This is a genomic window from Actinospica acidithermotolerans, assembly GCF_018139625.1.
In the GTDB taxonomy this organism is placed as follows: Bacteria; Actinomycetota; Actinomycetes; order Streptomycetales; family Catenulisporaceae; genus Actinospica; species Actinospica acidithermotolerans.
Map to the genome: position 1 here is coordinate 32029 of NZ_JAGSOH010000002.1, position 24931 is coordinate 56959.

Annotated in this window: 19 protein-coding genes; 7 read left to right on the top strand and 12 right to left on the bottom strand. The window is 70.2% G+C overall.

Annotated features, from left to right (window positions below; translation table 11 throughout):
* Positions 1–31: 31 nt before the first annotated feature.
* A complete protein-coding gene (gene dxr / locus KDK95_RS00975; protein ID WP_212516019.1) occupies positions 32–1258 on the bottom strand; it encodes a 1-deoxy-D-xylulose-5-phosphate reductoisomerase in 1227 nt (408 codons plus the stop codon).
* Positions 1259–1364: 106 nt separating this feature from the next.
* Between dxr and KDK95_RS00980 the strand changes: the two genes are divergently transcribed.
* Positions 1365–2291, top strand: a complete 927-nt coding sequence (locus KDK95_RS00980) for an AfsA-related hotdog domain-containing protein (protein WP_212516020.1) — start codon at positions 1365–1367, stop codon at positions 2289–2291.
* 265 nt (positions 2292–2556) lie between these two features.
* Here KDK95_RS00980 and KDK95_RS00985 read toward each other — a convergent pair whose 3' ends face one another.
* Both KDK95_RS00985 and KDK95_RS00990 read right to left on the bottom strand, forming a co-directional pair.
* Entirely contained in the window at positions 2557–4002 is a 1446-nt protein-coding gene (locus tag KDK95_RS00985; protein ID WP_307844055.1) for an aldehyde dehydrogenase family protein, read from the bottom strand.
* A 92-nt stretch (positions 4003–4094) separates the two neighbouring features.
* Complete coding sequence (locus tag KDK95_RS00990) at positions 4095–6113, bottom strand: DUF2510 domain-containing protein (RefSeq protein ID WP_212516022.1); 2019 nt, start codon at positions 6111–6113, stop codon at positions 4095–4097.
* Between the two features lie 195 nt (positions 6114–6308).
* Between KDK95_RS00990 and gabT the strand changes: the two genes are divergently transcribed.
* Positions 6309–7670 carry a 4-aminobutyrate--2-oxoglutarate transaminase gene (gene gabT / locus KDK95_RS00995; protein WP_212516023.1) on the top strand — a complete coding sequence of 454 codons (1362 nt, stop codon included), beginning with the start codon at positions 6309–6311 and terminating at the stop codon, positions 7668–7670.
* Between the two features lie 192 nt (positions 7671–7862).
* Positions 7863–8531, top strand: coding sequence for a phosphatase PAP2 family protein (locus tag KDK95_RS01000; protein WP_212516024.1), 669 nt, complete (start codon positions 7863–7865; stop codon positions 8529–8531).
* On the opposite strand, the gene KDK95_RS01005 is transcribed toward KDK95_RS01000, so the two are convergent.
* The 8 genes from KDK95_RS01005 to KDK95_RS01040 all read right to left on the bottom strand — a co-directional run bounded on the left by KDK95_RS01005 (position 8498) and on the right by KDK95_RS01040 (position 18567).
* Positions 8498–9466, bottom strand: coding sequence for a hypothetical protein (locus KDK95_RS01005; RefSeq protein WP_212516025.1), 969 nt, complete (start codon positions 9464–9466; stop codon positions 8498–8500). The two genes, KDK95_RS01000 and KDK95_RS01005, sit on opposite strands and share 34 nt — an antisense overlap.
* Positions 9467–9559: 93 nt before the next feature.
* Positions 9560–11077: a CoA-acylating methylmalonate-semialdehyde dehydrogenase gene (locus KDK95_RS01010; protein ID WP_212516026.1), complete on the bottom strand. Its 1518-nt coding sequence runs from the start codon at positions 11075–11077 to the stop codon at positions 9560–9562.
* A gap of 146 nt (positions 11078–11223) precedes the next feature.
* On the bottom strand, positions 11224–12621 hold the full coding sequence (locus tag KDK95_RS01015) for an NAD(P)/FAD-dependent oxidoreductase (protein ID WP_212516027.1): 1398 nt from the start codon (positions 12619–12621) through the stop codon (positions 11224–11226).
* Between the two features lie 191 nt (positions 12622–12812).
* Positions 12813–13619 carry an ABC transporter permease gene (locus tag KDK95_RS01020; protein ID WP_212516028.1) on the bottom strand — a complete coding sequence of 269 codons (807 nt, stop codon included), beginning with the start codon at positions 13617–13619 and terminating at the stop codon, positions 12813–12815.
* Entirely contained in the window at positions 13619–14542 is a 924-nt protein-coding gene (locus KDK95_RS01025) for an ABC transporter permease (protein ID WP_212516029.1), read from the bottom strand. The genes KDK95_RS01020 and KDK95_RS01025 overlap by 1 nt, the downstream gene beginning before the upstream one ends.
* Entirely contained in the window at positions 14539–15678 is a 1140-nt protein-coding gene (locus KDK95_RS01030; RefSeq protein WP_212516030.1) for an ABC transporter ATP-binding protein, read from the bottom strand. The genes KDK95_RS01025 and KDK95_RS01030 overlap by 4 nt, the downstream gene beginning before the upstream one ends.
* Positions 15679–15701: 23 nt before the next feature.
* Positions 15702–17000, bottom strand: coding sequence for a polyamine ABC transporter substrate-binding protein (locus KDK95_RS01035; RefSeq protein WP_212516031.1), 1299 nt, complete (start codon positions 16998–17000; stop codon positions 15702–15704).
* A 79-nt stretch (positions 17001–17079) separates the two neighbouring features.
* Complete coding sequence (locus KDK95_RS01040; protein ID WP_212516032.1) at positions 17080–18567, bottom strand: gamma-aminobutyraldehyde dehydrogenase; 1488 nt, start codon at positions 18565–18567, stop codon at positions 17080–17082.
* A gap of 407 nt (positions 18568–18974) precedes the next feature.
* Here KDK95_RS01040 and KDK95_RS01045 point away from each other — a divergent pair, with 407 nt between their 5' ends.
* A complete protein-coding gene (locus tag KDK95_RS01045) occupies positions 18975–20642 on the top strand; it encodes a PucR family transcriptional regulator (protein WP_249159994.1) in 1668 nt (555 codons plus the stop codon).
* A 95-nt stretch (positions 20643–20737) separates the two neighbouring features.
* Here the strand turns inward: KDK95_RS01045 and KDK95_RS01050 are convergent, their stop codons facing one another.
* Complete coding sequence (locus KDK95_RS01050) at positions 20738–22165, bottom strand: gamma-aminobutyraldehyde dehydrogenase (RefSeq protein ID WP_212516034.1); 1428 nt, start codon at positions 22163–22165, stop codon at positions 20738–20740.
* A 162-nt stretch (positions 22166–22327) separates the two neighbouring features.
* Between KDK95_RS01050 and KDK95_RS01055 the strand changes: the two genes are divergently transcribed.
* From KDK95_RS01055 to KDK95_RS01065, 3 genes are read left to right on the top strand one after another with little or no spacing between them, the layout of a single operon-like run.
* Positions 22328–22822 carry an Lrp/AsnC family transcriptional regulator gene (locus tag KDK95_RS01055; protein ID WP_249160007.1) on the top strand — a complete coding sequence of 165 codons (495 nt, stop codon included), beginning with the start codon at positions 22328–22330 and terminating at the stop codon, positions 22820–22822.
* Positions 22819–24198, top strand: coding sequence for an aspartate aminotransferase family protein (locus KDK95_RS01060; RefSeq protein WP_212516035.1), 1380 nt, complete (start codon positions 22819–22821; stop codon positions 24196–24198). The genes KDK95_RS01055 and KDK95_RS01060 overlap by 4 nt, the downstream gene beginning before the upstream one ends.
* Before the next feature lie 52 nt (positions 24199–24250).
* A complete protein-coding gene (locus KDK95_RS01065; protein WP_212516036.1) occupies positions 24251–24931 on the top strand; it encodes a pyridoxamine 5'-phosphate oxidase family protein in 681 nt (226 codons plus the stop codon).

Here is a 24931-nt window from a genome sequence, read left to right on the forward strand (position 1 = left end):
GCACGGTCCGCGGGCGCCGTGCGGTTCAACCTTAGTTGGCCCGCGCCAGCTGCGCGGCGCGTTCCCGGGACCAGGCGTCCGCGGCCAGCACCGCCTCCAGGCTGAGCTCGGCCCGGCCGACCCGGTCCGGCGAGGCCTCGTGCTCGGCGACGACGGCCGCGACGGTGTCCACGATCGCGGTGAACGGGATGCGGCCCTCCAGGAAGGCGTAGACGCAGGCCTCGTTGGCGCCGTTGAAGACCGCCGTGCTGGTGCCGCCCTGCTCGCCGACGTGCTTGGCCAGCTCCACCGCCGGGAAGGCCTCGTTGTCCAGCGGGAAGAACTGCCAGGTCGCGGGCTGGGTCCAGTCGCAGGCCGGGGCCGCGTCGGCGACCCGCTCCGGCCAGCCCATGCCGAGCGCGATCGGGATGCGCATGTCCGGCGGCGAGGCCTGGGCGAGCGTCGAGCCGTCGGCGAACTCGACCATCGAGTGCACCACCGAGGTGGGGTGCACCACGACCTCGATCCGGTCGAAGGGCACGTCGTAGAGCAGGTGCGCCTCGATGACCTCGAGACCCTTGTTGACGAGAGTGGCCGAGTTGATCGTGACCAGCGGCCCCATCGCCCACGTCGGGTGGGCCAGCGCCTGATCCGGCGTCACGTCGTGCAGCTCCTCGCGCTTGCGGCCGCGGAACGGCCCGCCGCTCGCGGTCACGATCAGCTTGCGCACCTCGGCGGCGGCACCGCCGCGCAGGCACTGCGCGAGCGCCGAGTGCTCCGAGTCCACCGCGACGATCTGCCCCGGCGCGGCCAGCGACGTGACCAGGTCGCCGCCGATGATCAGCGACTCCTTGTTGGCGAGCGCGAGCGTCCGGCCCGCCTTGAGGGCGGCGAGCGTGGCGAGCAGGCCGGCCGCGCCCTCGATGCCGTTGAGCACGACGTCGCAGTCGTACGCCGCGAGCTGCGCCACGCTGTCCGGCCCGGCCAGCAACCGCGGCACCCGCGCGTCCCCGGTGCTGTAGCCGCGCCGCTGCGCCTCCGCGTACAGCTCGAGCTGGAGGTCCTCGGCCGCCGTCCCCTTGGCCACCGCGACCGCCTCGACTCCGAGGTCGAGGGCCTGCTGGGCGAGCAGGCGCGGGTTCTTGCCGCCCGCAGCCAGCGCGACGACGCGGAAGCGGTCCGGGTTGCGCAGGACGACGTCGATGGCCTGGGTGCCGATGGAGCCGGTGGAGCCGAGGATGACGATCCGCCTGGGGCTGGAGGAGGAGCTCGAAGTCATGGCCTCATTCTCCCGCAGCCCCCGGTGCGGACCAACCGGCGGATCCCGGCCGGCGGCCACGGCGAGTCAGCGCCCGAATTCGACTACAAGTCGTTTATATATCCGCATGACCCACACCACCGACGTCGACCTGCTCGCCCACCCCGCGCCGAACCGCTCGGCGCTGGCCGCCCGCGGCTTCGTCGCCCGGCTGTCCCGGAGCCAGATCCTGCTCTCGGACGTGCGCCGGGCCGGCCCCGACGCCTTCCGGGCCAAGGCCCAGTGGCCGCGCACCCGCGCCGCCTTCGAGCGCCGCTCCCCCGGCACCGAGCGGCACGACCCGCTGCTCGTCGCGGAGACCCTGCGCCAGCTCGGCACCTACCTCCCGCTGCGCTGCTACGGCGTGGCGGCGGACTCCCGGGTGCTGATCGAGGAGCTGCGCTTCGACATCACCCCGCACGCTGACGGCGACGGCGCGCCGAGGCCGTATCAGGGCACGGAGGTGACGTGCAACGCCGCCGTGGACAGGGGACCGGCGCCCCCGGGAGCCGACAGGCTCCGCAACCTCGCTCTGAAGGTCTCGCTCTCCGCGGGCGGACGCGAATTCGCCCGTGCCGACGGCGTGGCACGGATGCTGAGCCCCGCCGCGTACCGCGCCGTCCGCACCCGGACGCCCGCTCCGTCGGCGGGCGACAGCCCGCGCCTCACACCGGTGGACCCCGGCCGCGTGGGCGTGACGCGGACTCAGGACGTCCTGGTCGCCGTGGACGCGCGGGGCGCGGTACGCGTCGCACCCGCCGACCCGCACCACCCGTTCTTCCACGACCACCCGAGCGACCACATGACCGGCATGGTGCTGGTCGGAGCCGTCCAGCAGACCGCCGCCCTGCACGCGAACGAGCCGAACCTGCGGATGCGCAGCTGCACTGTGCGCGCCCTGCGCTTCACCGAGCCGACCCCGCCCGCGACGGTGGAGTTCGGCCCCGACGGTCGCTTCGAGATCCGCCAGCGCGGAACCGTCACCGCCACCGGCGAGGCCGCATTCGAGCTCTAGCACGCGCTGCGGAGCGAGCCCGAGCCGACGCCGGCCGTGATTCGAGCTCTAGCACGCGCTGCGGAGCCCGAGCCGACGCCGGCCGTGATTCGAGCTCTAGCACGCGCTGCGGAGCCCGAGCCGACGCCGGCCGTGATTCGAGCTCTAGCACGCGCTGCGGAGCGAGCTCGAGCCGACGCCGGCCGTAGCCCCAGGCAGGGATCGAGCCCTGAAGCCGGGCACCCAGAATCCGGGCTCGATCCCTTTTCCCTGCAGGTCGAATTCCCTACAGGTCGATGCCGGTCAGGACGAGGACGCGCTCGTAGGTGTAGTCCGCCATGGCGTACTTGACGCCCTCGCGGCCCACGCCGGAGTTCTTGGTGCCGCCGTACGGCATCTGGTCGGCGCGGAAGCTCGGCACGTCGCCGACGATGACGCCGCCGACCTCGAGCTCGCGGTGCGCGCGGAACGCGGCCTGGATGTCGTGCGTGAACACGCCCGCCTGCAGGCCGAACTGCGAGTCGTTGACGAGCTTGAACGCCTCGTCGGTGCCCTCGACGCGCTGCAGCACGAGCACCGGGCCGAAGACCTCCTCGCGCACGACCTTCGCGTCCGCGGGGACGTCGGCGAGCACGGTCGGCGCGTAGCTCGCGCCCTCGCGCTTGCCGCCGGCCAGCAGCGTCGCGCCCGCGGCGACGGCCTCGTCGACCCACTGCTCGACGCGCTCCGCCGCGGCCTCGCTGACCAGCGGGCCGACGTCGGTGCCCGGGTCGGTCGGGTCGCCGACGCCCTGCCGGCCGACCGCCTCGACGATCTTCCCGACGAGCCGGTCGTAGACCGCGGCGTCGGCGATCACGCGCTGCACCGAGATGCAGGACTGGCCGGCCTGGTAGTTGCTGAAGGTGGCGATGCGGTTGGCGGCCCAGTCGAGGTCGGCCTCGGAGGAGTAGTCGGCGAGCACGACCGCCGCGGCGTTGCCGCCGAGCTCCAGGGTGACGTGCTTGTGCGGGGCCTGGCCCTGGATCAGCTCGCCGACCACGGTCGAGCCGGTGAACGAGATGACCGGCAGCCGCGGGTCCTCGTTCAGCGCGGCCATCCGCTCGTTCGGCACCGGCAGGATCGACCAGGACCCGGCGGGAAGGTCGGTCTCGGCCAGCAGCTCGCCGATCAGCAGCCCGGAAAGCGGCGTGGCCGGGGCCGGCTTGAGCAGGATCGGCGCGCCGACGGCGATGGCCGGGGCCACCTTGTGCGCGGCCAGGTTCAGCGGGAAGTTGAACGGCGAGATGCCGAGCACCGCGCCCTTGGCGAAGCGCCGCACGATCGCCGCCCGGCCGGTGGCCGCGGCGTCGGTGTCCAGCCGCTGCAGCTCGCCGCCGAAGCGGCGGGTCTCCTCCGCGGCCCAGCGGAACACCGATACGGCCCGGCCGACCTCGGCCTTCGCCCACTTGACCGGCTTGCCGTTCTCCGCGGTGATCAGCGCCGCGATCTCCTCGCTGCGCTCGCCGAGCCGCCTGGCCACGTGGTCGAGCGCCGCGGCCCGCGCGTGCGCGGGCAGCGCCCCGGCCGTCGCGACCGCCGAGTGCGCCGCCGCCACCGCCTCCTCGACCTGGGCGTCGGTGGGGATCGAGACCTCGGCGATCGTCTCGCCGGTGTACGGGTTGACGACCGGGAAGGACCCGGAGCCGGTGGCCGGACGCCCGGCGAGCCAGAAACTGCGCGGTTCGGTGGACACGTGGCACTCCCTCAAGACGGCGGCGATCTCCTTGGCCACATTAGTTCGCCGCATCCCGCGTGTCGCGCTACAGGTTGCAGCCTAAAAGCGGCCTACGCCCTCAAGTTGACGAGCACCGGGGGCGTCCTTATTCCATCCGGGGTCGCGAGCGAGATCAGCGCGTGCCCGACCGGGACCTCGTTGATGATGTCCGAGGGCGACCACACGTACCGCTCCACGGCCCTCGTGGAGACCGCGCGGTTGTACTGCGTGCTGGTCGAGCCGGTCAGCGACTGCACGACGGACTTCTCGCCGCCGCGGCCGAAGCGGCCCGGCGAGCCCGGCGTGGACATGTGGCCGGAGGTCGTGGTCGTCGCGGTGCCGGTGGTCACGGTCGTCTCCGCGGCCCACGACGTGCCCCAGTAGTCCGCGAAGTAGCGCGCGTCCGCGGGCTCGACGCCGGCGAACACCGCCTTGCAGCCGGTGCCGGTGAACACGGCCGAGCGCAGGTGCTCGGGGAACTGGGCGAGGGACTGGGCCAGCAGCACGATCCCCGCGTTCGCCGCGCGGGCCCGCTGCAGGCCCTGGACGACGTACTCGTCGACGAAGCGGCCCGCCTCGTCCACGATCAGGCCCTTGAAGACCTCGCGGTTCGCCTCGGGCGCCGCGACCACCTGCACGAACTGCGCGATGGCGAGCCGGGCGAGGATCCGCGCCGCCTGCGGCGAGCTGCCCTCCGGAAGCGCGATCCGCACCCGCAGCGGCCGGTCGATGTCGCGCATCGAGAACTTGCGCGGCCGGCCGTCGAACAGGTCGATCAGCTGCGGCCGGTCGAGCAGCCGCAACCGCTCGTTGAGCAGCGGCACCGGGCTCTGCGTCTGCACCAGGTCGAGCAGCTCGCGCAGCAGCGGGTAGCGGCCGTTGCGCTCGTGGAACTCCGCGATGACCGTGTAGAGCGTGTTGCGGGCCGCCGAGTCCACGGCCGGGTCGTGCACCGCGGTGTCCGGCGGGAGCACCGCGCCGGCCAGCCGGTCCGCCGCCTCCTCGGGCCCGCTCGCGCCGCCGAACAGGTCGAAGCCCCATGATCCAGGACCGGGCTCCGCGTTCGGGTCGATGTCCACGTCGAAGAAGTCCGGCAGCTGCCGCGCGTCGAAGGCGGAACCGGTCGGGTCGATCACGACGACCGAGGCCATCCCGACGAGGGTCTGCAGGCCGAGCAGCTCGATGATCGGCCGCGCGAAGGAGCGCGTCTTTCCGGCTCCGGGCGGCCCGACCACCAGCATCGAGGTGCGCAGGACCTCGGTGTCGAGCGCGAACCACTCCTTCTGGTGGGTCGCGGGGTTCCGGTCCGTCTCCGCGGCCACGCCGAGCCGGGCCTGGCCGGTGACCAGGTCGTGCTGCACGAGCCGCGGCATCGGCAGGTCGCGCTGGCCGGAGGAGTGCAGGAACGCGCCGCCGCCCTGCTCCTGGATCGCCACCGCTATCGGCTCGAGCTCGGCCAGGCCGTTCTGCCGCGCCGTGCGCTGCACGACCCGCGCCACCCGGACGTAGTCCACGTCCGTCAGCTCGCCGGTGGCGACCTCCTCGTCGAGCCGCCGCGCGGCGTCCGCGAAGCCCGCCTCGCGCAGGTCGGCCCACAGGTCGGGGCGCGGCTTGGGCACCGGGGCCGGCGGCTTCGGCTCGGGCCGGTACCGGAGCCAGAGCCAGCGCGCGACGATGTGCCAGCGGCCGTAGCCGCCGACGCCGACCAGGACGATCAGCAGGGCGAGGACGTTGTCCGCCGGAAGCTTGAGGTAGGACAGCAGCAGCCCGAGCGGTAGCAGCGCCGCCAGGTAGATCGGCAGGAAGAGGTAGAGCGCGAGCCGGGCCCGGCGCCAGATGTGCGGTTCGAGCGGACCGGGCCGGCCGCCCTCGCTTTCATCCGGGTTGCGGCCGTAGGCGAACACGCCGGGCGCGTCGAGCACGCGGTCGCCGTGCACCCAGCTGACCAGGTCGGGCCGGGTCCGCTCGGTCCAGGCCGAGCCGGTCCAGTAGCGCAACTGCGGCGAGCCGCTCGGACACGGGTACCAGCCCTCCGGCATCCGCTGCCGCCGCGGCCCCGCTACCGCGGAAACGCCGTCCTCCACCGCCACAGTGACTCTCCCCTGCCTGACGACCTGTCGAGTCGATCGTATCGATCGGGCGCCGGGATGGGAGGTGTAGACACTGTGCGAAGGAACGTCCGGATTTTGGCGACGATCTGCGAGGTGTAGACCGCTGCGACCTCGGCTACTGTCGATGCCGAGCCCCTCGCAGTCGGCGCTTTTCCACGGAATGGAGTCCCAGCTATGTCCGCGCTCTCCCACGGTGGTCCCACGCTCCCGCAGGAGCGCCGCCTCGTCACCGAGATTCCGGGCCCGCTCTCGCGGGAGCTGTTCGAGCGGCGCAACGCCGTCGTGGCGAACGGCGTCTCGACGACCCTGCCGGTGTTCGTCACTCAGGCGGGCGGCGGCGTCGTGGTGGACGTGGACGGCAACTCGCTGATCGACTTCGGTTCCGGCATCGCTGTGACCAGCGTCGGCAACAGCGCCGAGGCCGTGGTCAACCGCGCGGGCGAGCAGCTGCGGCGGTTCACCCACACCTGCTTCATGGTCACCCCCTACGAGTCCTACGTCGCGGTCTGCGAGCAGCTGGCCGAGCTGACCCCGGGCGATCACCCGAAGAAGTCGGCGCTGTTCAACTCGGGCGCGGAGGCCGTGGAGAACGCGGTGAAGATCGCCCGCTCCTACACCAAGCGGCAGGCCGTCGTCGTGTTCGACCACGGCTACCACGGCCGGACCAACCTGACGATGGCCCTGACGGCGAAGAACATGCCGTACAAGGACGGCTTCGGCCCCTTCGCCCCCGAGGTCTACCGGATGCCGATGGCCTACCCCTTCCACTGGCCGACCGGGCCGGAGAACTGCGCCGAGGAGGCCGCGGCGCAGGTGATCTCGCAGATCGAGAAGCAGGTCGGCGCGACGAACGTGGCCGCCGTCGTGATCGAGCCGATCCAGGGCGAGGGCGGGTTCATCGAGCCGCCGCTCGGCTTCCTGCCGCGCATCGCCGAGTTCTGCACGGCGAACGGGATCGTGTTCATCGCGGACGAGATCCAGACCGGCTTCTGCCGCACCGGCGACTGGTTCGCCGTCGAGCACGAGGGCGTCGTGCCCGACCTGATCACCACCGCGAAGGGGCTGGCCGGCGGCCTGCCGCTGGCCGGCGTCACCGGCCGCGCCGAGATCATGGACGCCGCGCACGCCGGCGGCCTCGGCGGCACCTACGGCGGCAACCCGGTCGCCTGCGCGGGCGCGCTCGGCGCGATCGAGACGATGCGCGGCCAGGACCTGCCCGCCGCCGCCCGCCGGATCGGCGAGATCATGCTGCCCCGGCTGAACAAGATGGCCGCCCGCTTCCCGCAGATCGGCGACGTGCGCGGCCGCGGCGCGATGATCGCGGTCGAGCTGGTCAAGCCGGGCACCAAGGAGCCGGACGCCGCGCTGACCGGGCAGATCGCCAAGGCCTGCCACGCGCAGGGCGTGATCGTGCTGACCTGCGGCACCTACGGGAATGTGCTGCGCTTCCTGCCGCCGCTGGTGATCGGCGAGGACCTGCTGACCGAGGGCTTGGACGTCATCGAGGGCGCCTTCGAGCAGCTCACCGCCGCCTGAGCGGAGCGATGAGCCCCACCCGCGCATTGCCCGGTGCGCAGACGCGGGCGCCCGCGTAGCGGGAGGATCCAGGTGGTTCAGACGGTTGGGCCCGGAGTCGGCGGCTCGGAGACGAGAAGCCGGCGCCGGGCTTTTCGGTACCCGCGCCCGGCTGACCGCCCCGACCTGCCCGAGGGCGTAGGGTCTGGGGCGATGATCGAGTCCCGCGCCCGCGCTGCCCGGCCGACCTGGTGGATCGCGCCGGGCGCGCTGCTGTGCCTGTTCGGGCTGCTGACCTGGCAGGTGGTCACGCACGGCCCGCTGACCAGGCTCGACCTGCACGTGCGCGACGGGATTCAAGACGCCGCCACCTCCTCGGGGCTGGAATGGCTCGCGGCCTTCGGCCGCGGCTGTGCGAATCTCGGGGATCAGGCTCCGGCGATCCTGAGCCTGGCGGTCGCGGCCCTGCTCGCCGTCTGGCGCGACCGCTCCCGGCGGCCGGCGCTGCTGGCCGTGGCGGCCTGGATCGTGCTGGCCACGGTGATTCCGCTGAAGATCTGGGTCGGCCGGCCGGGCCCGGGCGAGGTCACCCTCGGCAACGCGGCACTCGGCTTCTTCCCCTCCGGCCACACGGCGGACGCGGTCTGCTGCTATGTCACGGCCGCCTATGTGCTCGGCCTGTTCGTCTGGACGAGCCGACTCGCGCGGCGGGTGCTCGGCGGCATCGCCGTACTGCTGCTGGTGTTGACGATCTTCGGGCTGCTCTGGTCGAACTACCACTGGCTGACGGACATCCTGGGCTCGCTCTGCTGGTGCGGCGCCTGGCTGCTGGTGTTGAGGCATGTCGATCAGGCCAGGGCGTATCCGCGCGGCAGCCGGTAGGTCGGCGGGCGGTTGAGCAGCCCGCGCAGCTCCTCCCACACCTCGTCCCAACTCTCGCGGATCTGGGTCGGGGTGACCTGGGCCACCGTCAGCCGCAGCACCGAGGCCATCCAGCGACGGCGCGCCACGGCCCGATCCAGCGCGGCCGGACTCGGCTGGAAGCCGGGGGCCACTTCGAGCGCGATGCCGCGGTCCGGCCAGAACGCCCCCGGGAGCACGGCCACGCAACCGGTGGCCTGCTCGAAGATGCGGCGGTTCCACAGCGGACTCGGCGCCGAGGTCCGGGCCAGCCGCTCCTGGCAGACCGCCTCCTCCCGCGTGCGGATGCCCGCGCTGAACTCCGCCAGCACGGCGCGCATCCGGGCCGAACGCTGCGTCTGATGCGCCGCCAGCTCCGTGCACAGTTGCGCGGGCGTGCAGCGGCGGCTGTAGACGAGCTCGTTGACGATCGAGCGGACGTATTCCTTGTCCTTCAGATCGAGGCACGCATCCACCGCCGCGCGCGGCAGCGGCGCCACCGGGCAGCCCTCGATACGCACCGGCTCGGGCATCCTCGTCGAGCGCCCGACGAGCACGAAGCCGTGCGACTGCCGCCTGCGGCCGTGCGGGATGAGCACCTTGACCTGCGGCTCTTGCCCTGAGGCCAAGGCCGCGGCGACCCGGTGCAGGCGCAGCGCGGCGAGCCCGGTCACCACCGCGCCCGGCCCCGCGTAGAGCAGCGCGGCCCGGATCCGGCCGAGGCCCTTCAGCGCGTCCTCGCGGCTTGCGCAGACGCCCTTGAGCACCCGGCGCCACGGCCCGCGCGGGCCCTCGCGGAGCCGGATCGTGGACGGCGGGACCCCGAGCTCGATCAGCTGCGACCGGCCGGCCAGGCCGCCCTGGCTCTCGAAGAGCCGCTCGACGGCTCCCTTGTCATAGTTCGCATGTTTCGTCATGCATCCAGCATCACCGCCGCCGCACGACGAAACATCGTGCAATCGGCGTATATAAGTACGCCGATTGCACGATGCGCTGCGCAGGCAGAACCCTTAGGCGTTCGTCGGGAAGCCCAGGTTGATGCCGCCGTGCGACGGGTCCAGCCAGCGCTGGGTCACGGCCTTGGTCCGGGTGTAGAAGTGCACGCCCTGCGTTCCGTAGGCGTGCGAGTCGCCGAACAGCGAGGCCTTCCAGCCGCCGAACGAGTAGTAGGCCACCGGCACCGGGATCGGCACGTTGATGCCGACCATGCCGACCTCGACCTCGTTGCGGAACTTCGCCGCCGCGCCGCCGTCGTTGGTGAAGATCGCGGTGCCGTTGCCGTACGGGTTGGAGTTGATCAGCTCGAGCGCCTCCTCGTACGACTTGGCGCGCACCACCGAGAGCACCGGGCCGAAGATCTCGTCCGTGTAGACCGGCATCTCGCGCCCGACGTTGTCGAACAGCGTCGGGCCGAGCCAGAAGCCGTTGGTGGTGTCCACACCCGACTCGGCGAGCGAGTCGACCGGGTGCTTGCGGCCGTCGACCACCAGCGTCGCGCCGGCCGCGACGCCCGCGTCCAGGTACGAGGTGACCTTGTCCCGGTGCACGCCGGTGACCAGCGGGCCCATCTCCGAGGTCGCCGAGCAGCCCGGGCCGACCCGCAGCTTGCCCATCCGGTCGACGATCTTGCCGACCAGCTCGTCGCCGATCGGGTCCACCGCGACCAGCACGGACACCGCCATGCAGCGCTCGCCGGCCGCGCCGAAGCCGGCGTTGACCGCCGAGTCGGCGGCCAGGTCCAGGTCGGCGTCCGGGAGCACCAGCATGTGGTTCTTGGCGCCGCCGAGGGCCTGCACGCGCTTGCCGTAGCGGGTGCCGTTCTCGTAGACGTAGCGGGCGATCGGGGTCGAGCCGACGAAGGAGACGGCCTTGACGTCCGGGTGCTCCAGGATGCGGTCCACCGCGACCTTGTCGCCGTGCACGACGTTGAACACGCCGTCCGGCAGCCCGGCCTCCTTCCACAGCGCGGCCAGCCAGTTCGCGGCCGACGGGTCCTTCTCGCTGGGCTTGACGATCACCGTGTTGCCGGTGGCGATCGCGAGCGGGAAGAACCACATCGGGACCATCGCCGGGAAGTTGAACGGCGAGATGATCGCGACCGGGCCGAGCGGCTGCTGCAGCTCGTAGACCTCGACGCCGGTGGACGCCTGGTCGGTGAAGCCGCCCTTGAGCAGCTGCTGGATGCCGCAGGCGAACTCGACGACCTCGATGCCGCGGGCGACCTCGCCGAGGGCGTCCGAGTGCACCTTGCCGTGCTCGGAGACGATGATCGCGGCGAGCTCGTCGCGGCGCGCGTTGATCAGCTCGCGGAAGTTGAACAGGATCGAGGCCCGCTTGGCCAGCGACACCGCCCGCCAGGCCGGAAACGCCGCGGCGGCCGCGGCCACGGCGTCGTCCACCTCGCGCACCGAGGCGAAGTCCACCGCGCCGGTGAGCGCACCGGTGGCCGGGTCGTAGATCTCGCCTCGCCGCTCGGCCGAGCCGGTCCACGGTCGGCCGTCGATCCAGTGCGTCACATGCTTGCTCACGGAAGACCTCTTCAGTGTGATTGCGGGAGTCCTGTTTCCGAGTCTGCGGCCCGCGCGGGGGTCGCGTCACTTTCCAGGGTGTCGGTCCCCGCGCGTTTCGCCTTACACACCCCGTGCGGACTACCCCGCGGACCACCCCGTGCGGACTACGAGTCGAAGCCGAGACCGAAGCGGTCCAGCGTGCGCAGCCAGAGGTTGCGCTTGCCGCCGTTGCGGTCCGCGCGGCCCAGCGACCAGGCCGTGGCGTTGATGCCGATGGACTTGAACGGCTCCGGCGGGAACGGCAGCGGCTTCGACTTCACCATCTCCAGCTCGGTCAGTTCGGTCTGCTCGCCGGACAGCAGGTCCAGCATGACCTGCGCGCCGAACCGGGTCGCGCCTACGCCTAATCCGGTGAAGCCAGCCGCGTACGCCACTCGTCCGTCGTAAGCCGTGTCGAAGAACGCGCAGAACCTGGTGCACGTGTCGATGACGCCGCCCCACTTGTGGGTGAAGGCCACCTCCGCCAACTGGGGGAACGCCTCGTAGAAGTGCCGCGCCAGCTTCTCGAAGGTCTTCGGACGCTGGTCGAGTTCCGGCGCGATGCGGCTGCCGAAGTGGTGGACGGCGTCGTAGCCGCCCCACAGGATCCGGTTGTCCGCGCTCAGCCGGTAGTAGTGGAAGTGGTTCGCGCTGTCGCCGATCCCCTGGCGGTTGCGCCAGCCGATCGACTCCATCTGCGCGTCCGTCAGCGGCTCGGTCATCAGCGCGTAGTCGTAGACCGGCACGATGTACGGCCGCACCCGCTTGACCAGCGACGGGAAGACGTTCGTGCCGAGAGCCACCCGTTCGGCCGAGATCTGACGGCCGTTCAGGGTACGCAGCGCCATCCCCTTCTCGGTCTTCTCCAGCCCGGTGACGCGCGTACCCTCGTAGATCTTCACGCCGAGCGCGAGGCAGGCATCGCGCAGCCCCCAGGCTAGCTTGGCCGGGTGCACCATCGCGCAGCCCTCGCGGTCCCACAGGCCCGCGAGGTAGGTCGGCGAATCGACTTGGGCGCGGATCGCCTCGCGGTCGAGGAACTCCACGTGCTCGCCGTACTGCCCGGCCACGTCCGCGTACTCGGCCAGGTCCTTCGCCTGCCATTCCGCGGTGGCCACGCTCAGCTGGCCGGTGCGCTCGAAGTCGCAGTCGATGCCGTAGCGCTCCACACTCGCCTGCATCGCGTCCAGGTTCGCCTCGCCGAGCTTGACCAGGGTGCGCAGCTCCGGCTCGAAGCGGTCGATCCCGTTCGGAAGCCCGTGGGTGAGCGACGCCTCGGCGAAGCCGCCGTTGCGCCCGGAGGCCGCCCAGCCGATCCGGTTCGCCTCGACGAGCACGACCTCGCGGCCGGGATCCCGCTCCTTGGCGATCAGCGCGGTCCACAGCCCGCTGTACCCGCCGCCGACCACCGCCAGATCGCAGGTCAGGTCCTCGGCGAGGGCGGGCAGGGCAGCCGGCCGGCCGGGGTCGTCCAGCCAGAACGGCACCGGCGCGGCCCCGGCCAACGCATGGCTGACTTCCATGGGGATCCCTCTCACTGTGTCTGAAAAGCGCTTGCTGAATTCATCCTGGCGCCGGCCGTGGGGCGCGCACCAAAGGCAACGGTGTCCGATCACCTCCTCGAATCTTGCACTCTGGAAGTTCGCACCGCCGCCCGAAACGCTCGGGCGGCGGTCTCCGCGAAGACCGCCGCCCGAGTGAGAACCGCCGCGTGTTACGCCTTACGGGTCTTGATGATCTGCGGCACCTGGGCGAACGTGATGCCGGCCAGCGTGATGAGCAGCATCGTCGAACCGATGACGTCGATCTGCGCCGGGACCGAGTGCTGGAACGAGGAGTAGACGTACATCGGGAACGTCACCTCGTTGCCGGCCGTCAGTACCGTGATGATGTAGTCGTCGATCGACAGCGCGAAGGAGAGCAGTGCTGCGGCCAGGATGCCCGGCATCACCAGCGGCAGCGTCACCCGGCGGAAGGTCTGGAACGGCGTCGCGTACAGGTCCGCAGCCGCGTTCTCCAGCGTCGGATCCATGCCCGCGAGCCGCGCCTTGACTGTCACGACCACATAGCTCAGCGAGAACATCACGTGCGCGATGATGATCGTGTCGAAGCCGAGCGAGTTGCTGCCGGTCGTGTTGTAGAAGAAGGTCATCAGGGTGATGCCCATGGTGACCTCGGGCGCCGCCATCGGCAGGAACAGCAGCACGTTCAGGAATGTGCGGCCCTGGAACCGGTAGCGCATCATCGCGAAGGCGACCATCGTGCCGAGCGCCGTCGCCAAGATCATCGTGATGATCGCGATGGTGATCGACAGCTTGATCGACGAGCACATGTCCGCGCTCGCGCACGGGTTCTTCCACGCGTTCAGGGAGAACTTGTGCCAGACGAAGTTGTACTTGTTCGCCGGCTGGTTGAAGGAGAACAGCAGCATGACCGCGTTCGGCGCGATCAGGAAGACGAAGATCAGGATGGCGACGAACCCGAGGGTGTGCGCCTTGATCCAGTCGAAGGTCTTGGTCATCACAGCAGATCCTCCGAACCGGCCTTTTTGACGTACGCGAGCACGATCAGCAGCGTGCCGAAGGTGAGGATGACGCCCATCGCGGACGCGATCGGATAGCCGAAGACGTCGCGCAGCGCCTCGTTCTCGATGACCTGCCCGATCACCTGCGTGTTCGGGCTGCCGAGCATGTAGGCGTTGACGTAGTCTCCGACCGCCGGGATGAACGTCAGCAGAGTGCCGGCGATCACGCCGGGCAGGGACAGCGGCCAGGTGACGTAGCGCCAGGTCCGGTAGCCCGAGCAGTACAGGTCGCGGCCGGCCTCGTGAAGTCGCGGGTCGATCTTCTCCAGCGACGTGTAGAGCGGCAGGACCGTGAACGGCAGGAAGTTGTAGACCATGCCGAACACGACCGAGAAGGGGCTGTTGAGCACGTGGTTCCCGGTGATCAGGCCCAGGTGGTCCATCAGGTTCGTGATCCGCAGGTCGATCATGATCCGGACCACGGTGCCGTGGTCGGACAGGATCGTCTCCCATGCGATCGTGCGGATCAGGAAGCTGGTGAACGCGGGCGCGATCACCAGCGCCATCAGCAGGTTCTTCCACTTGCCGCCGCGGAAGGCGATGAAGTACGCGAGCGGATAGCCGAGCAGCAGGCAGATCACCGTGCACGCGATCGAGTAGATCAGCGAGTGGATGATCTCGGTGTTGTAGGTGCTGAACGTGGACGAGTAGTTCGCCCAGTTCCAGGTGACCTTGAAGCCCATGTCCAGGCTGCCGGTCTGGATCGAGGCCGAGATCGCGGTGATGATCGGGATCAGGAAGAAGACCACCAGCCACAGCACGCCGGGCGCGAGCAGGAGGTACGGCAGCAGGTTGCGCTTCTTCTTCGGCGCGCCGAGGACCTCGGAGGCCTTCGGCGGCGCTTCGGTCAGAGTGGTCACTTGGCCGCCTCGTCGTCGATCTCGGCGCCCGCCTCGATGTCCTGGCTGCCGTCCAGGCCGAAGGTCTGGGTCGCGTCCCAGTGCAGGGTGACCTCGGCGCCCGGGCGGTAGATCTCCTTGCCGGTGTTCTGCTCGAAGACCGAAAGCTCCTGGCCCCAGGGCATCTTCACCAGGTACTGCGTGGAGACGCCGATGAAGGACGCGTCGGTGACGACGCCGCCGGGCAGCGCGTTGCGGCCGGACTCGATCGCCGCGTTCCCGGCCGCGAGCTCCACCTTCTCCGGACGCACGCCGACGATCACCGCGCCGGACTCGACCCGGGAGCGGGACTCCGGCAGCGCGATCCGCACGCCGTGCGTGTCGACGGTGATGACGCCGTCCTCCTTGCCGGTCACGGTGCCGGCGACCAGGTTGGACTGGCCGAGGAAGTTCGCGACGAACGTGGTGGCCGGGTTCTCGTAGAGCTCCTCGGGCGAGCCGAGCTGCTCGATCCGCCCCGCGCTCATCACGGCGATGGTGTCGGCCATGGTCATGGCCTCCTCCTGGTCGTGCGTGACGTGCACGAAGGTGAGGCCGACCTCGGTCTGGATCCGCTTGAGCTCGATCTGCATCTGCCGGCGCAGCTTCAGGTCCAGCGCGCCGAGCGGCTCGTCGAGCAGCAGCACCTGCGGCTGGTTGATCAGCGCACGCGCCACGGCGACGCGCTGCTGCTGGCCGCCGGAGAGCTGGGTCGGCTTGCGCTTGGCAAGGTGGGCCAGCTCGACCAGCGCCAGGATGTCGTCGACCTGCTTCTTGACGTCCTTGACGCCGCGGCGGCGCAGGCCGAACGCGACGTTGTCGTAGATGTTCAGGTGCGGGAAGAGCGCGTAGTTCTGGAAGACCGTGTTCACCGGGCGCTTGTACGGCTTGGTCGAGGTGACCTCGGTGTCGCCGATGTATATCCGGCCGGCCGTCGGGTCCTCGAGCCCGGAGACCATCCGCAGGGTGGTGGTCTTGCCGCAGCCGGAGGCGCCGAGCAGGGCGAAGAAGGAGCCCTGCGGGATCGTCAGATCCAGATCGTCCACCGCCGTGAACGAGCCGAAGCGCTTGGTCAGTCCGGTCAGCCGCAGATCGCCGACCGCCTCGAGAGTGTTCATCAATTGCCTTCGATTCTGGGGGGTCAGCCGGAGATCTGCTGGAAACGGGTGGTGTACGCGTTGAGCTGGTCGACGTTGAGGTTCATGAACCCCTTCGCGCCGGCCTTCATCTTGGCCGTGGGCACGATCAGCGGGCTGGCGGCCGCCGTCGGGTCGAGGCTCTGCAGCGAGGCGACCGCGCCGTCGACGCACGGGATGTAGTCGATGTAGTCGTCGAGCTGCGCCGCGATGTCCGGGTTGTAGTACCAGTTCATCAGCAGCTCGGCGTTCTTCTTGTGCCGCGCGTAGTTCGGGATGCACATGTTGTCGGACCAGGAGAGCATGCCCTCCTTGGGCAGGTTCACCGTGACCAGGTTGTCGATGCCGAGCTGCGCGACGTCGCCCGAGTACGCCATCGTCGCCCCGATGTTCCCCTGGCTGAACGAGCTGATGTAGTCCTGGCCCATGAACTGCCGCACCTGGCCGCGGGCGCGCGCCGCGGATATGTAGTCGAGCGCGTCGGTGAACTGCGCGTCGGTGAAGTTCTCCGGGTCGATGCCGAGCGCGAGCAGCGCGAAGGCGACCGTGTCCTCCATCTCGGCGAACAGGACGACCTGGCCGCGCAGGTCGGGCCGCTCGAACAGCTCCTTGATGGAGGTGACCGGCTCCTTGATGATCTTCGTGTTGTACGCGATCGTGGTGTAGCCGTAGGCCCAGGGGAGGGTGAACCTGCGGCCCGGGTCGATCGGGTCGTTGAGGATCTCGGGCAGCACGTTCTTGTGGTTGGGCATCACCGAGAGGTCCAGCTTCTCGATGTAGTTGTAGTACCGGAGGATCGGGATCATGTAGTCCGAGAAGACCATCAGGTCCACGCCGGTGTCCTTGCCCGCGGACAGATCCGGGTCGATCTTCGTGTAGTACTCGTTGTTGTCCGTGATGTCCTCGACGTAGTTCACCTTGATGCCGTACTTCTTGGTGAACGCGTCGAGCGTCGGGTGGTCGCTGGTGTTCGTGTCCGACTCGATGTCGATGTACGAGCCCCAGTTGTGGAAGTTGACCACCTTCTCGGAGTCCGAGTAGTCGGTCCCCGTCCGGCCGGTGGACACGGACTCCGGCACGACCGGGAACTTCGGATCCACCCCGCACGCGCTGAGGGCGCCGGCGCCGGCCACCGCGAGCGAGCCGAAGGCCCCCGCCCGCAGCAGGTTGCGGCGGCTGACGACGCTCGAGTCGGCATAGGTGCGGCTGCTTCTGCGCATCGAGCCGGCGCGCGCGGCCCGGGCGATCAGGGAGCGCTGCTCGTGGAGTTCGTCCGGGTCGCGGAACGGTGTCGAGGGTGGCATAGACGACTCAGCCTTCTGGGTGATCCGGGTCCCCCCGGGGGGTGAGGTTCAGGGCGCCGGGACGGCGGGCCGTGCGCGGTCAGGCGTCGAAGACGGTCCGGTGCCAGTCCTTGCGGGCCAGCCCGGTGATGTCGTGCATGACGTGCTTGACCTGGGTGTACTCCTCGAGCGAGTACGCGGACATGTCCTTGCCGTAGCCGGACTGCTTGTAGCCGCCGTGCGGCATCTCGCTGATGATCGGGATGTGGTCGTTGATCCACACGCAGCCGGCCTTGATGTCGCGGCTGGCCCGGTGCGCGCGGACCAGGTCCTTGGTCCACGCGGAGGCGGCGAGGCCGAACGGGGTGTCGTTGGCCAGGCGGACGGCTTCGTCATCGGAGTCGAAGGGCAGGGCGACCAGGGCCGGGCCGAACAGCTCCTGCTGGACGATCTCCGAGTCCTGGCTCACGCCGGTCACCAGGGTGGGCCGGTAGTAGGCGCCGTTCTCGAACTCGGTCCCGCGCAGCTCCGCCGGGAACTCGCCGCCGACCACGATCTTGGCGCCGTAGCCGCGGGCGCGCTCCACGAACGCGGCGACGGAATCCCGCTGGCGCACCGAGCTGAGCGGGCCGAGGTCGGTGGCGGGGTCGTTCGGGTCGCCCAGCTTGACGGCGGCGAAAAGCTCCGCGACGCCCTCGACGAACTCGTCGAAGCGGCTGCGGTGCACGTAGGCGCGGGTGGCGGCCGTGCAGTCCTGGCCGGTGTTGATCAGCGATCCGGCGACGGCACCGTGGATGGCCGCCTCCAGGTCCGCGTCGTCGAACACGACGAAGGGCGCCTTGCCGCCGAGCTCCAGATGCACGCGCTTGACGGTCTGCGCGGCGATCTCGGCGATGCGCTTGCCGACCGGCGTGGACCCGGTGAACGAGACCATGTCGACGTCGGGGTGGCCGATCAGCGCCTCGCCGGCAACCCGGCCGAGCCCGGTGACGACGTTGACCACGCCGTTCGGAATACCCGCCTCGGTGCACGCCTCGGCGAAGGCCAGCGCCGTCAGCGGGGTGATCTCGGCGGGCTTGAGCACGATCGTGTTGCCCGCGGCGATGGCCGGCAGTATCTTCCACGCGGCCATCTGCAGCGGGTAGTTCCACGGCGCGATCGAGCCGACCACGCCGATCGGCTCGCGGCGGATCGAGGAGGCGTGCAGGCCGCTGTACTCGGCCTGCGCCTTGCCCTCGAGGTGGCGCGCGGCGCCGGCGAAGAACGCGACGTTGTCCACCGTGCCCGGCACGTCGAAGTTCGTGGTCAGCCGGATCGGCTTGCCGGTCTGCGAGGTCTCGAGCCTCGCCAGCTGCGCGGACCGCCCGTCGAGGATCGCGGCCAGCTTGTGCATCAGGGTGCTGCGCTCGCCGGGGGTGGCGCCGGCCCAGCCTGGCAGTGCGGCGCGCGCGGCGGCCACCGCCCGGTCCACGTCGGCCGGACCCGCGTGCACCGAGCTCGCGATCACCCGGCCGGTGGCCGGGTCGAGGACCGACAGCCCCTCGTCTCCTGTGCCGTCCGCGAGCCCGCCGTCGATGTACTGGTGCATAGTGTCCGCTCCCGGAGCGTGATCGGTCTTCCCTGGCTTCCAGCGCCCTTCAGACGCTTTGGCGCCGAAGCTCGTGCAGCTTTGGCAGGTTGTCTGAACAGGGCGCTCCCGGCGTCCGCGACCACGCTGCCGCTCTGACCGAAGGATCGTGACATAGACCACGCGCTTCCGACAAGGGATTCCGCAGGGAAACTTGGTCTGAACGACGGATTCTTGATGACTTTCCGATCACGATCGTCGAAGTCCGTCGTTCGAGGGAAAGTTCTGGCACCTTGCCAGTCGGCCGTCCAGCTGTCAGAGTGCCTGTTGTAGGCCCATTCGAGCGACAACCTGTCGCAACCCGGCATGACGGGCGGATGAACGGCCGCTCACGCGCTCCCCGAATCCCGATGGAAAGCCTGACGACGATGTCCCTGCCTCCCACCGACCAGCCCGATCCGCGGGCGACGCTGCTGCCCGGGTACCCGACCGTCGCCGAGGTGCTCGCGCTCGACGCGGTGCGCCAGGGCAACCCGCGCGTGGTGGCGGGCACGGCGGGGCTGGACCGGCGGGTGCGCTGGGTGCACGTGACGGAGCTGACCGACGTGCGCGAGATCCTGCGCGGCGGCGAACTGGTGCTCTCCACGGCGATCGCCTGGCCGGACGACCGTGAGTCGCTCGCGAGGTACATAGCCGACCTGGCCGGGCTCGGCGCCGCCGGCCTGGTCGTCGAGCTGGGCCGACGCTACCCGCAGGCCCCGCCGAAGCCGCTGCTGCTCGCCGCGGAGAAGCACCGCCTTCCGGTCATCACGCTCGGCCGCGACACCCGTTTCGTGACGATTACCGAGGCGGTCCACGCGCGGATCATCGACGCGCAGCTCGCGGAACTGCGGGCCTCCGAAGAGGTTCACCAAACCTTTACCGAACTCGCGGTCGAGGGAGCCGAGCCGGGCGAGGTCGTCCGGCAGATAGCCAAGATGGCCGGGCACCCGGTCGTGCTGGAGAACCTGGCGCACCAGGTACTCGTCTACGACACGGCCACGACCACGGAGGAGGCGCTGCTCGACGGCTGGGAGGGCCGCTCCCGCGCCGTGCGCCCGGCGACGCGGACCGCGTACGACGAGCGTTCCGGCTGGCTGACCACGGTCGTCGGCGCGCGCGGCCAGGACTGGGGCCGGCTCGTGCTCGTCTGCGACGGCATCCCGGCCCCCGCCCCGAGCCGCCTGGTCATGCTGGCCGAGCGCGGCGCGGCGACCCTGGCGCTGAACCGGCTCATGCAGCGCGACCGCGAGTCGCTGGAGCGCCAGACCCACCGCACGCTGCTGACGGCGATCCTCAACCACGCGCACTCCTCGTCCGAGATATCGCTGCGTGCGCGTGCGATAGGCGTTCGCCTCGACGACAAGCGCCTGGTCGGCATCGTGCTCCGGCTGCGCGGCCACGCCTCCTCGCTCGAGCACCAGTCCCGCCTGCGCGAACTCACCGACAACGCGGCGGCCGCCGTCCGCGACAAGCGCCTCGCCGCCCTGATCGGCGCCGTGGACGAACACTCCGTAGGCCTGCTGCTCGCCCTCGGCCCGCAGGACCGCGAGGACGTCGCGCTGGAGACGTTCGCCAGTTCGGTGCGCAAGCTCGCCGGCCCCGACGGCGGCGACTTCGCCATCGCCGTGGGTACGTCCGTCGGCGCCGTTCGCGACGCGCGCAGGTCGCTCCTCGAGGCAGTGCAGGTCGCCGACGCCGCGATCCGCCAGACCGGCGGCCCCTCGTACCACCGCCTCGTGGACGTGCGCCTCAGGGGTCTGCTGCACCTGCTGCGCGACGACGCGCGGCTGCAGACATACGTCGAGCGCGAGCTCGGCCCCCTGCTCGCCTACGACACCGAGCGCGGCACCAACCTCGTCGCCATGCTCGGCATCTACCTCGACCAGGGCCGCAACAAGTCCGCCGCCGCCGACGCCGCGCACCTGTCCCGCCCCTCGTTCTACGAGCGGCTGCACCGCATCGAGCGCGTCCTCGGCGTCGACCTCGACTCGGTGGAGTCCTGCCTCTCCCTGCACGTCGCGCTGCTGGCGCTGGAGGCCGTACGCAACGTCTGAGGGGGGCCGCCCAACCAGTCGTGCCAGAGTCTCGAGACGCCGGGTGCAGGCCCGGACGGTTGTCCGGGCCCGCACCCCGCGTGCAGGGCGAGCGGCTAGATCGCCGACATCACGTGCTTGACGCGGGTGTAGTCCTCGAAGCCGTACATCGACAGGTCCTTGCCGTAGCCCGAGTGGCCGAAGCCGCCGTGCGGCATCTCGGCGACCAGGGGGATGTGGGTGTTGATCCACACGCAGCCGAAGTTGAGGTCGCGGCTGAAGGCGAGGGCGCGGGAGTGCGAGGCGGTCCAGACGGAGGAGGCGAGGCCGTACTCCACTCCGTTGGCCCACTCGAGGGCCTCGTCGTCGTCGGAGAACTTCTGCACGGTGATGACCGGGCCGAAGACCTCGTTCTGGATGATCTCGTCGTCCTGGTTCAGGTCGGCGACGACGGTCGGGGCGAAGAAGTAGCCGACCTCGCCGACGCGGTGGCCGCCGGCCTTGACGGCGGCGTGCGCGGGCAGGCGCTCGATGAAGCCCTGGACGCGGGCGAGCTGGTTGGCGTTGTTGAGCGGGCCGTACAGCACGTCCTCGTCGTCCGGCCGGCCGGTCTTGGTCTCGGCCGCCGCGGCGGCGAGCTTCTCGACGAAGGCGTGGTAGACGTTCTCGTGCACCAGGACCCGGGTCGCCGCCGTGCAGTCCTGGCCGGCGTTGAAGTAGCCGCCGACGCTGATGCCCTCGACGGCCGCGTCCAGGTCGGCGTCGGCGAAGACGATGCAGGGGGCCTTGCCGCCGAGCTCAAGGTGCACGCGCTTGACGTCCTTGGCCGCGGAGGCCGCGACCTCCATGCCGGCGCGGACCGAGCCGGTGATGCTGGCCATGGCCGGGATCTTGCTCTCGACCAGGGCGCGGCCGGTGTCGCGGTCGCCGCAGACGACGTTGAAGACGCCGGCGGGGAAGAATTCCTGGGCGACCTCGGCGAGCAGCAGCGTGGACATCGGCGTGGTGTCCGAGGGCTTGAGCACCACGGTGTTGCCGGCCGCGAGCGCGGGGGCGATCTTCCAGATCGCCATCAGCAGCGGATAGTTCCACGGCGTGACCTGGGCGCAGACGCCCACCGGCTCGCGCCGGATCGAGGAGGTGTGGCCTTCCATGTACTCGCCCGTCGCCCTGCCCTCGAGCACCCGCGCGGCTCCGGCGAAGAAGCGCAGCTGGTCGATGATGGGGGTGAGTTCCTCCGTCCGGGTGAGCCCGAGCGGCTTGCCGGTGTTCTGCGACTCGACGGCGGCGAACTCGTCCGCCCGCGCCTCGACGGCGTCGGCCAGCTTGAGCAGGGCCAGCTGGCGGGCGGCGGGAGTGCTCCTGCGCCACTCCTTGAAGGCCTCCTTCGCGGTGCGCAGCGCGTGCTCGACGTCTTCCGCGCTCGACACCGGCGCGAGGGCGATCACCTGCTCGGTGACCGGATCGATGATCTCGCTGGTCTTACCGCCAACGGTCTCGACGGGCTTGCCGCCGACGATGTTGCGCAGCACGCGGGGCTCCATACAGCACTCCTGAGGGTCGTCTAGGTCGCTCTGCGACAGCACTCTAGTCCGAATATCGAGACTCGGCGAGACCTCCGAAGCTATGGATTCCGTGGTGATGACGGCCATGAAAGACGAAATCCATCGGATCGGCCTTGCCAAACGACGGGAACAGCAGACATGATGAACGACGTGTCGATCGACGGCGCGGCCCGGCGCAGAAACCCGGGAGCGTCCTTGGACCCGGTGTCCAAGGCGATCATCGAGCAGCTCCAGCAGGACGGTCGGCGGTCCTACGCCACGATCGCCAAGGCCGTGGGGCTGTCCGAGGCGGCGGTGCGCCAGCGGGTGCAGCGCCTGCTCGACTCCGAAGTGATGCAGGTGGTGGCGGTCACCGATCCGCTCACCGTCGGCTTCAACCGGCAGGCGATGATCGGCATTCGGTGCGAAGGTGATATCGAGCCGGTGGCCGAGACGCTGTCCGCGATGGAGGAGGTGGCCTACGTGGTCGCCACCGCGGGCTCGTTCGACCTGATGGCGGAGGTGGTCGCGGAGGACGACGACCAGCTCCTGTACATCATCAACAAGCGGATCCGGGCGATCCCGCAGGTGCGGAGCACCGAGAGTTTCGTCTACCTGAAACTGCACAAACAGACCTACACCTGGGGTACCCGATGACAGAGACCATCGACAGCCGCGCCTACGACCACCTCTGGATGCACTTCACCCGGATGTCCAGCTACAAGGACCACGCGGTGCCGACGATCGTCAAGGGCGACGGGGCGTACATCTGGGACGCCAAGGGCCGCCGCTACCTCGACGGCCTCGCCGGCCTGTTCGTCGTGCAGGCCGGCCACGGCCGCGCCGAGCTGGCCGAGGCCGCCGCGAAGCAGGCCAGGGAACTGGCCTTCTTCCCGGTCTGGTCCTACGCGCACCCGAACGCCATCGACCTGGCGGACCGGCTGGCCTCCTACGCCCCGGGCGACCTGAACAAGGTCTTCTTCACCACGGGCGGCGGCGAGGCGGTGGAGACCGCCTGGAAGCTGGCCAAGCAGTACTTCAAGCTGGTCGGCAAGCCGATGAAGCACAAGGTCATCAGCCGCTCGATCGCCTACCACGGCACCCCGCAGGGCGCCCTGTCGATCACCGGCATCCCGGACGCCAAGAAGTACTTCGAGCCGCTGGTGCCCGGCGCGCACAAGGTGCCGAACACCAACTTCTACCGGGCCGCGGAGATCTCCGGCGTACCGGAGCTCGGCCAGGACCTCGAGCGCTTCGGCCGCTGGGCCGCCGACCAGGTGGAGCAGGCGATCCTGGCCGAGGGCCCGGACACCGTGGCCGCCGTGTTCGTCGAGCCGGTGCAGAACTCCGGCGGCTGCTTCCCGCCGCCGCCCGGGTACTTCCAGCGGCTGCGCGAGATCTGCGACACCTACGACGTGCTGCTGGTCTCGGACGAGGTCATCTGCGCGTTCGGCCGCCTCGGCACGATGTTCGCCTGTGACAAGTTCGGCTACGTGCCGGACATCATCACCTGCGCCAAGGGCATGACCTCGGGCTACTCCCCGATCGGCGCCGCGATCGTCTCCGACCGGATCGCCGCCCCGTTCTACGAGGGCGACAACTACTTCCCGCACGGCTACACCTTCGGCGGGCACCCGGTCTCGGCGGCCGTCGCGATGGCCAACCTGGACATCTTCGAGCGCGAGGGCCTCAACGAGCAGGTGCTCAAGAACGAGCAGGCGTTCCGCTCCACGCTGGAGAAGCTGAGCGACCTGCCGATCGTCGGCGACGTGCGCGGCGACGGGTACTTCTACGGCATCGAGCTCGTCAAGGACAAGGCCACCAAGACCACGTTCGACGACGACGAGTCGGAGCGCCTGCTGCGCGGCTTCCTGTCGACGGCGCTGTTCGACGCGGGCCTGTACTGCCGCGCCGACGACCGCGGCGACCCGGTCGTGCAGCTCGCGCCGCCGCTGATCTGCGACCAGCAGCAGTTCGACGAGATCGAGCAGATCCTGCGTTCGGTGCTCACCGAGGCCTGGACGAGGCTGTAGTCCTTCCGATGGACGCACAGCCAATGCTCGCGAACCCGGGTTGCCTCGGGCGATGAACGCGGAAGCAATGCTCGCGAACCCGGGTTCCACCGAGCGGACCCGGGTTCGACGTATCCCCGAGCTCGCCGTCACGGACCGTTCGATGCTGCATCGGGTCCTCGACGCCGGGCTGGTCGGCCACCTCGCGCTGGCCGACGAGACCGGCCAGCCGTACGCGCTGCCGGTGGCGTACGCGCGCGACGACGAGTCGCTCATCGTGCACGGCTCGACGGCCAGCCGGCTGTTCCGGCTCTGCGCGGCCGGCACCCCCGTCTGCCTCACGGTCACGCTGCTCGACGGGCTCGTGCTGGCCCGCTCGGCCTTCGAGTCCTCGATGAACTACCGCAGCGTGATGGTGCTCGGGCACTGCAGCGTGCTGCACGGCAAGGCCAAGGAGCGCGGCCTGCGCCTGATCAGCGACCACCTGATGCCGGAGCGCTGGAACGAGGTCCGCAAGCCCTCCGCGCAGGAGCTCAAGGCCACCGCTGTGCTCGAGCTCCCCCTCGACGAGTGCTCGGTGAAGATCAACGCCGACGGCCCCGACGATCCGGCGGAGGATGTCGAGCTGCCGGTGTGGGCCGGGCGCGTGCCGCTGATCCGGCAGTGGGGCGACCCGGTGCCGTCCGCGGACCTCAAGCCGGAGTACGGCGCGATACCCGAATACGTCCGCCGCTGGAATCAGCGCACTTCCTGA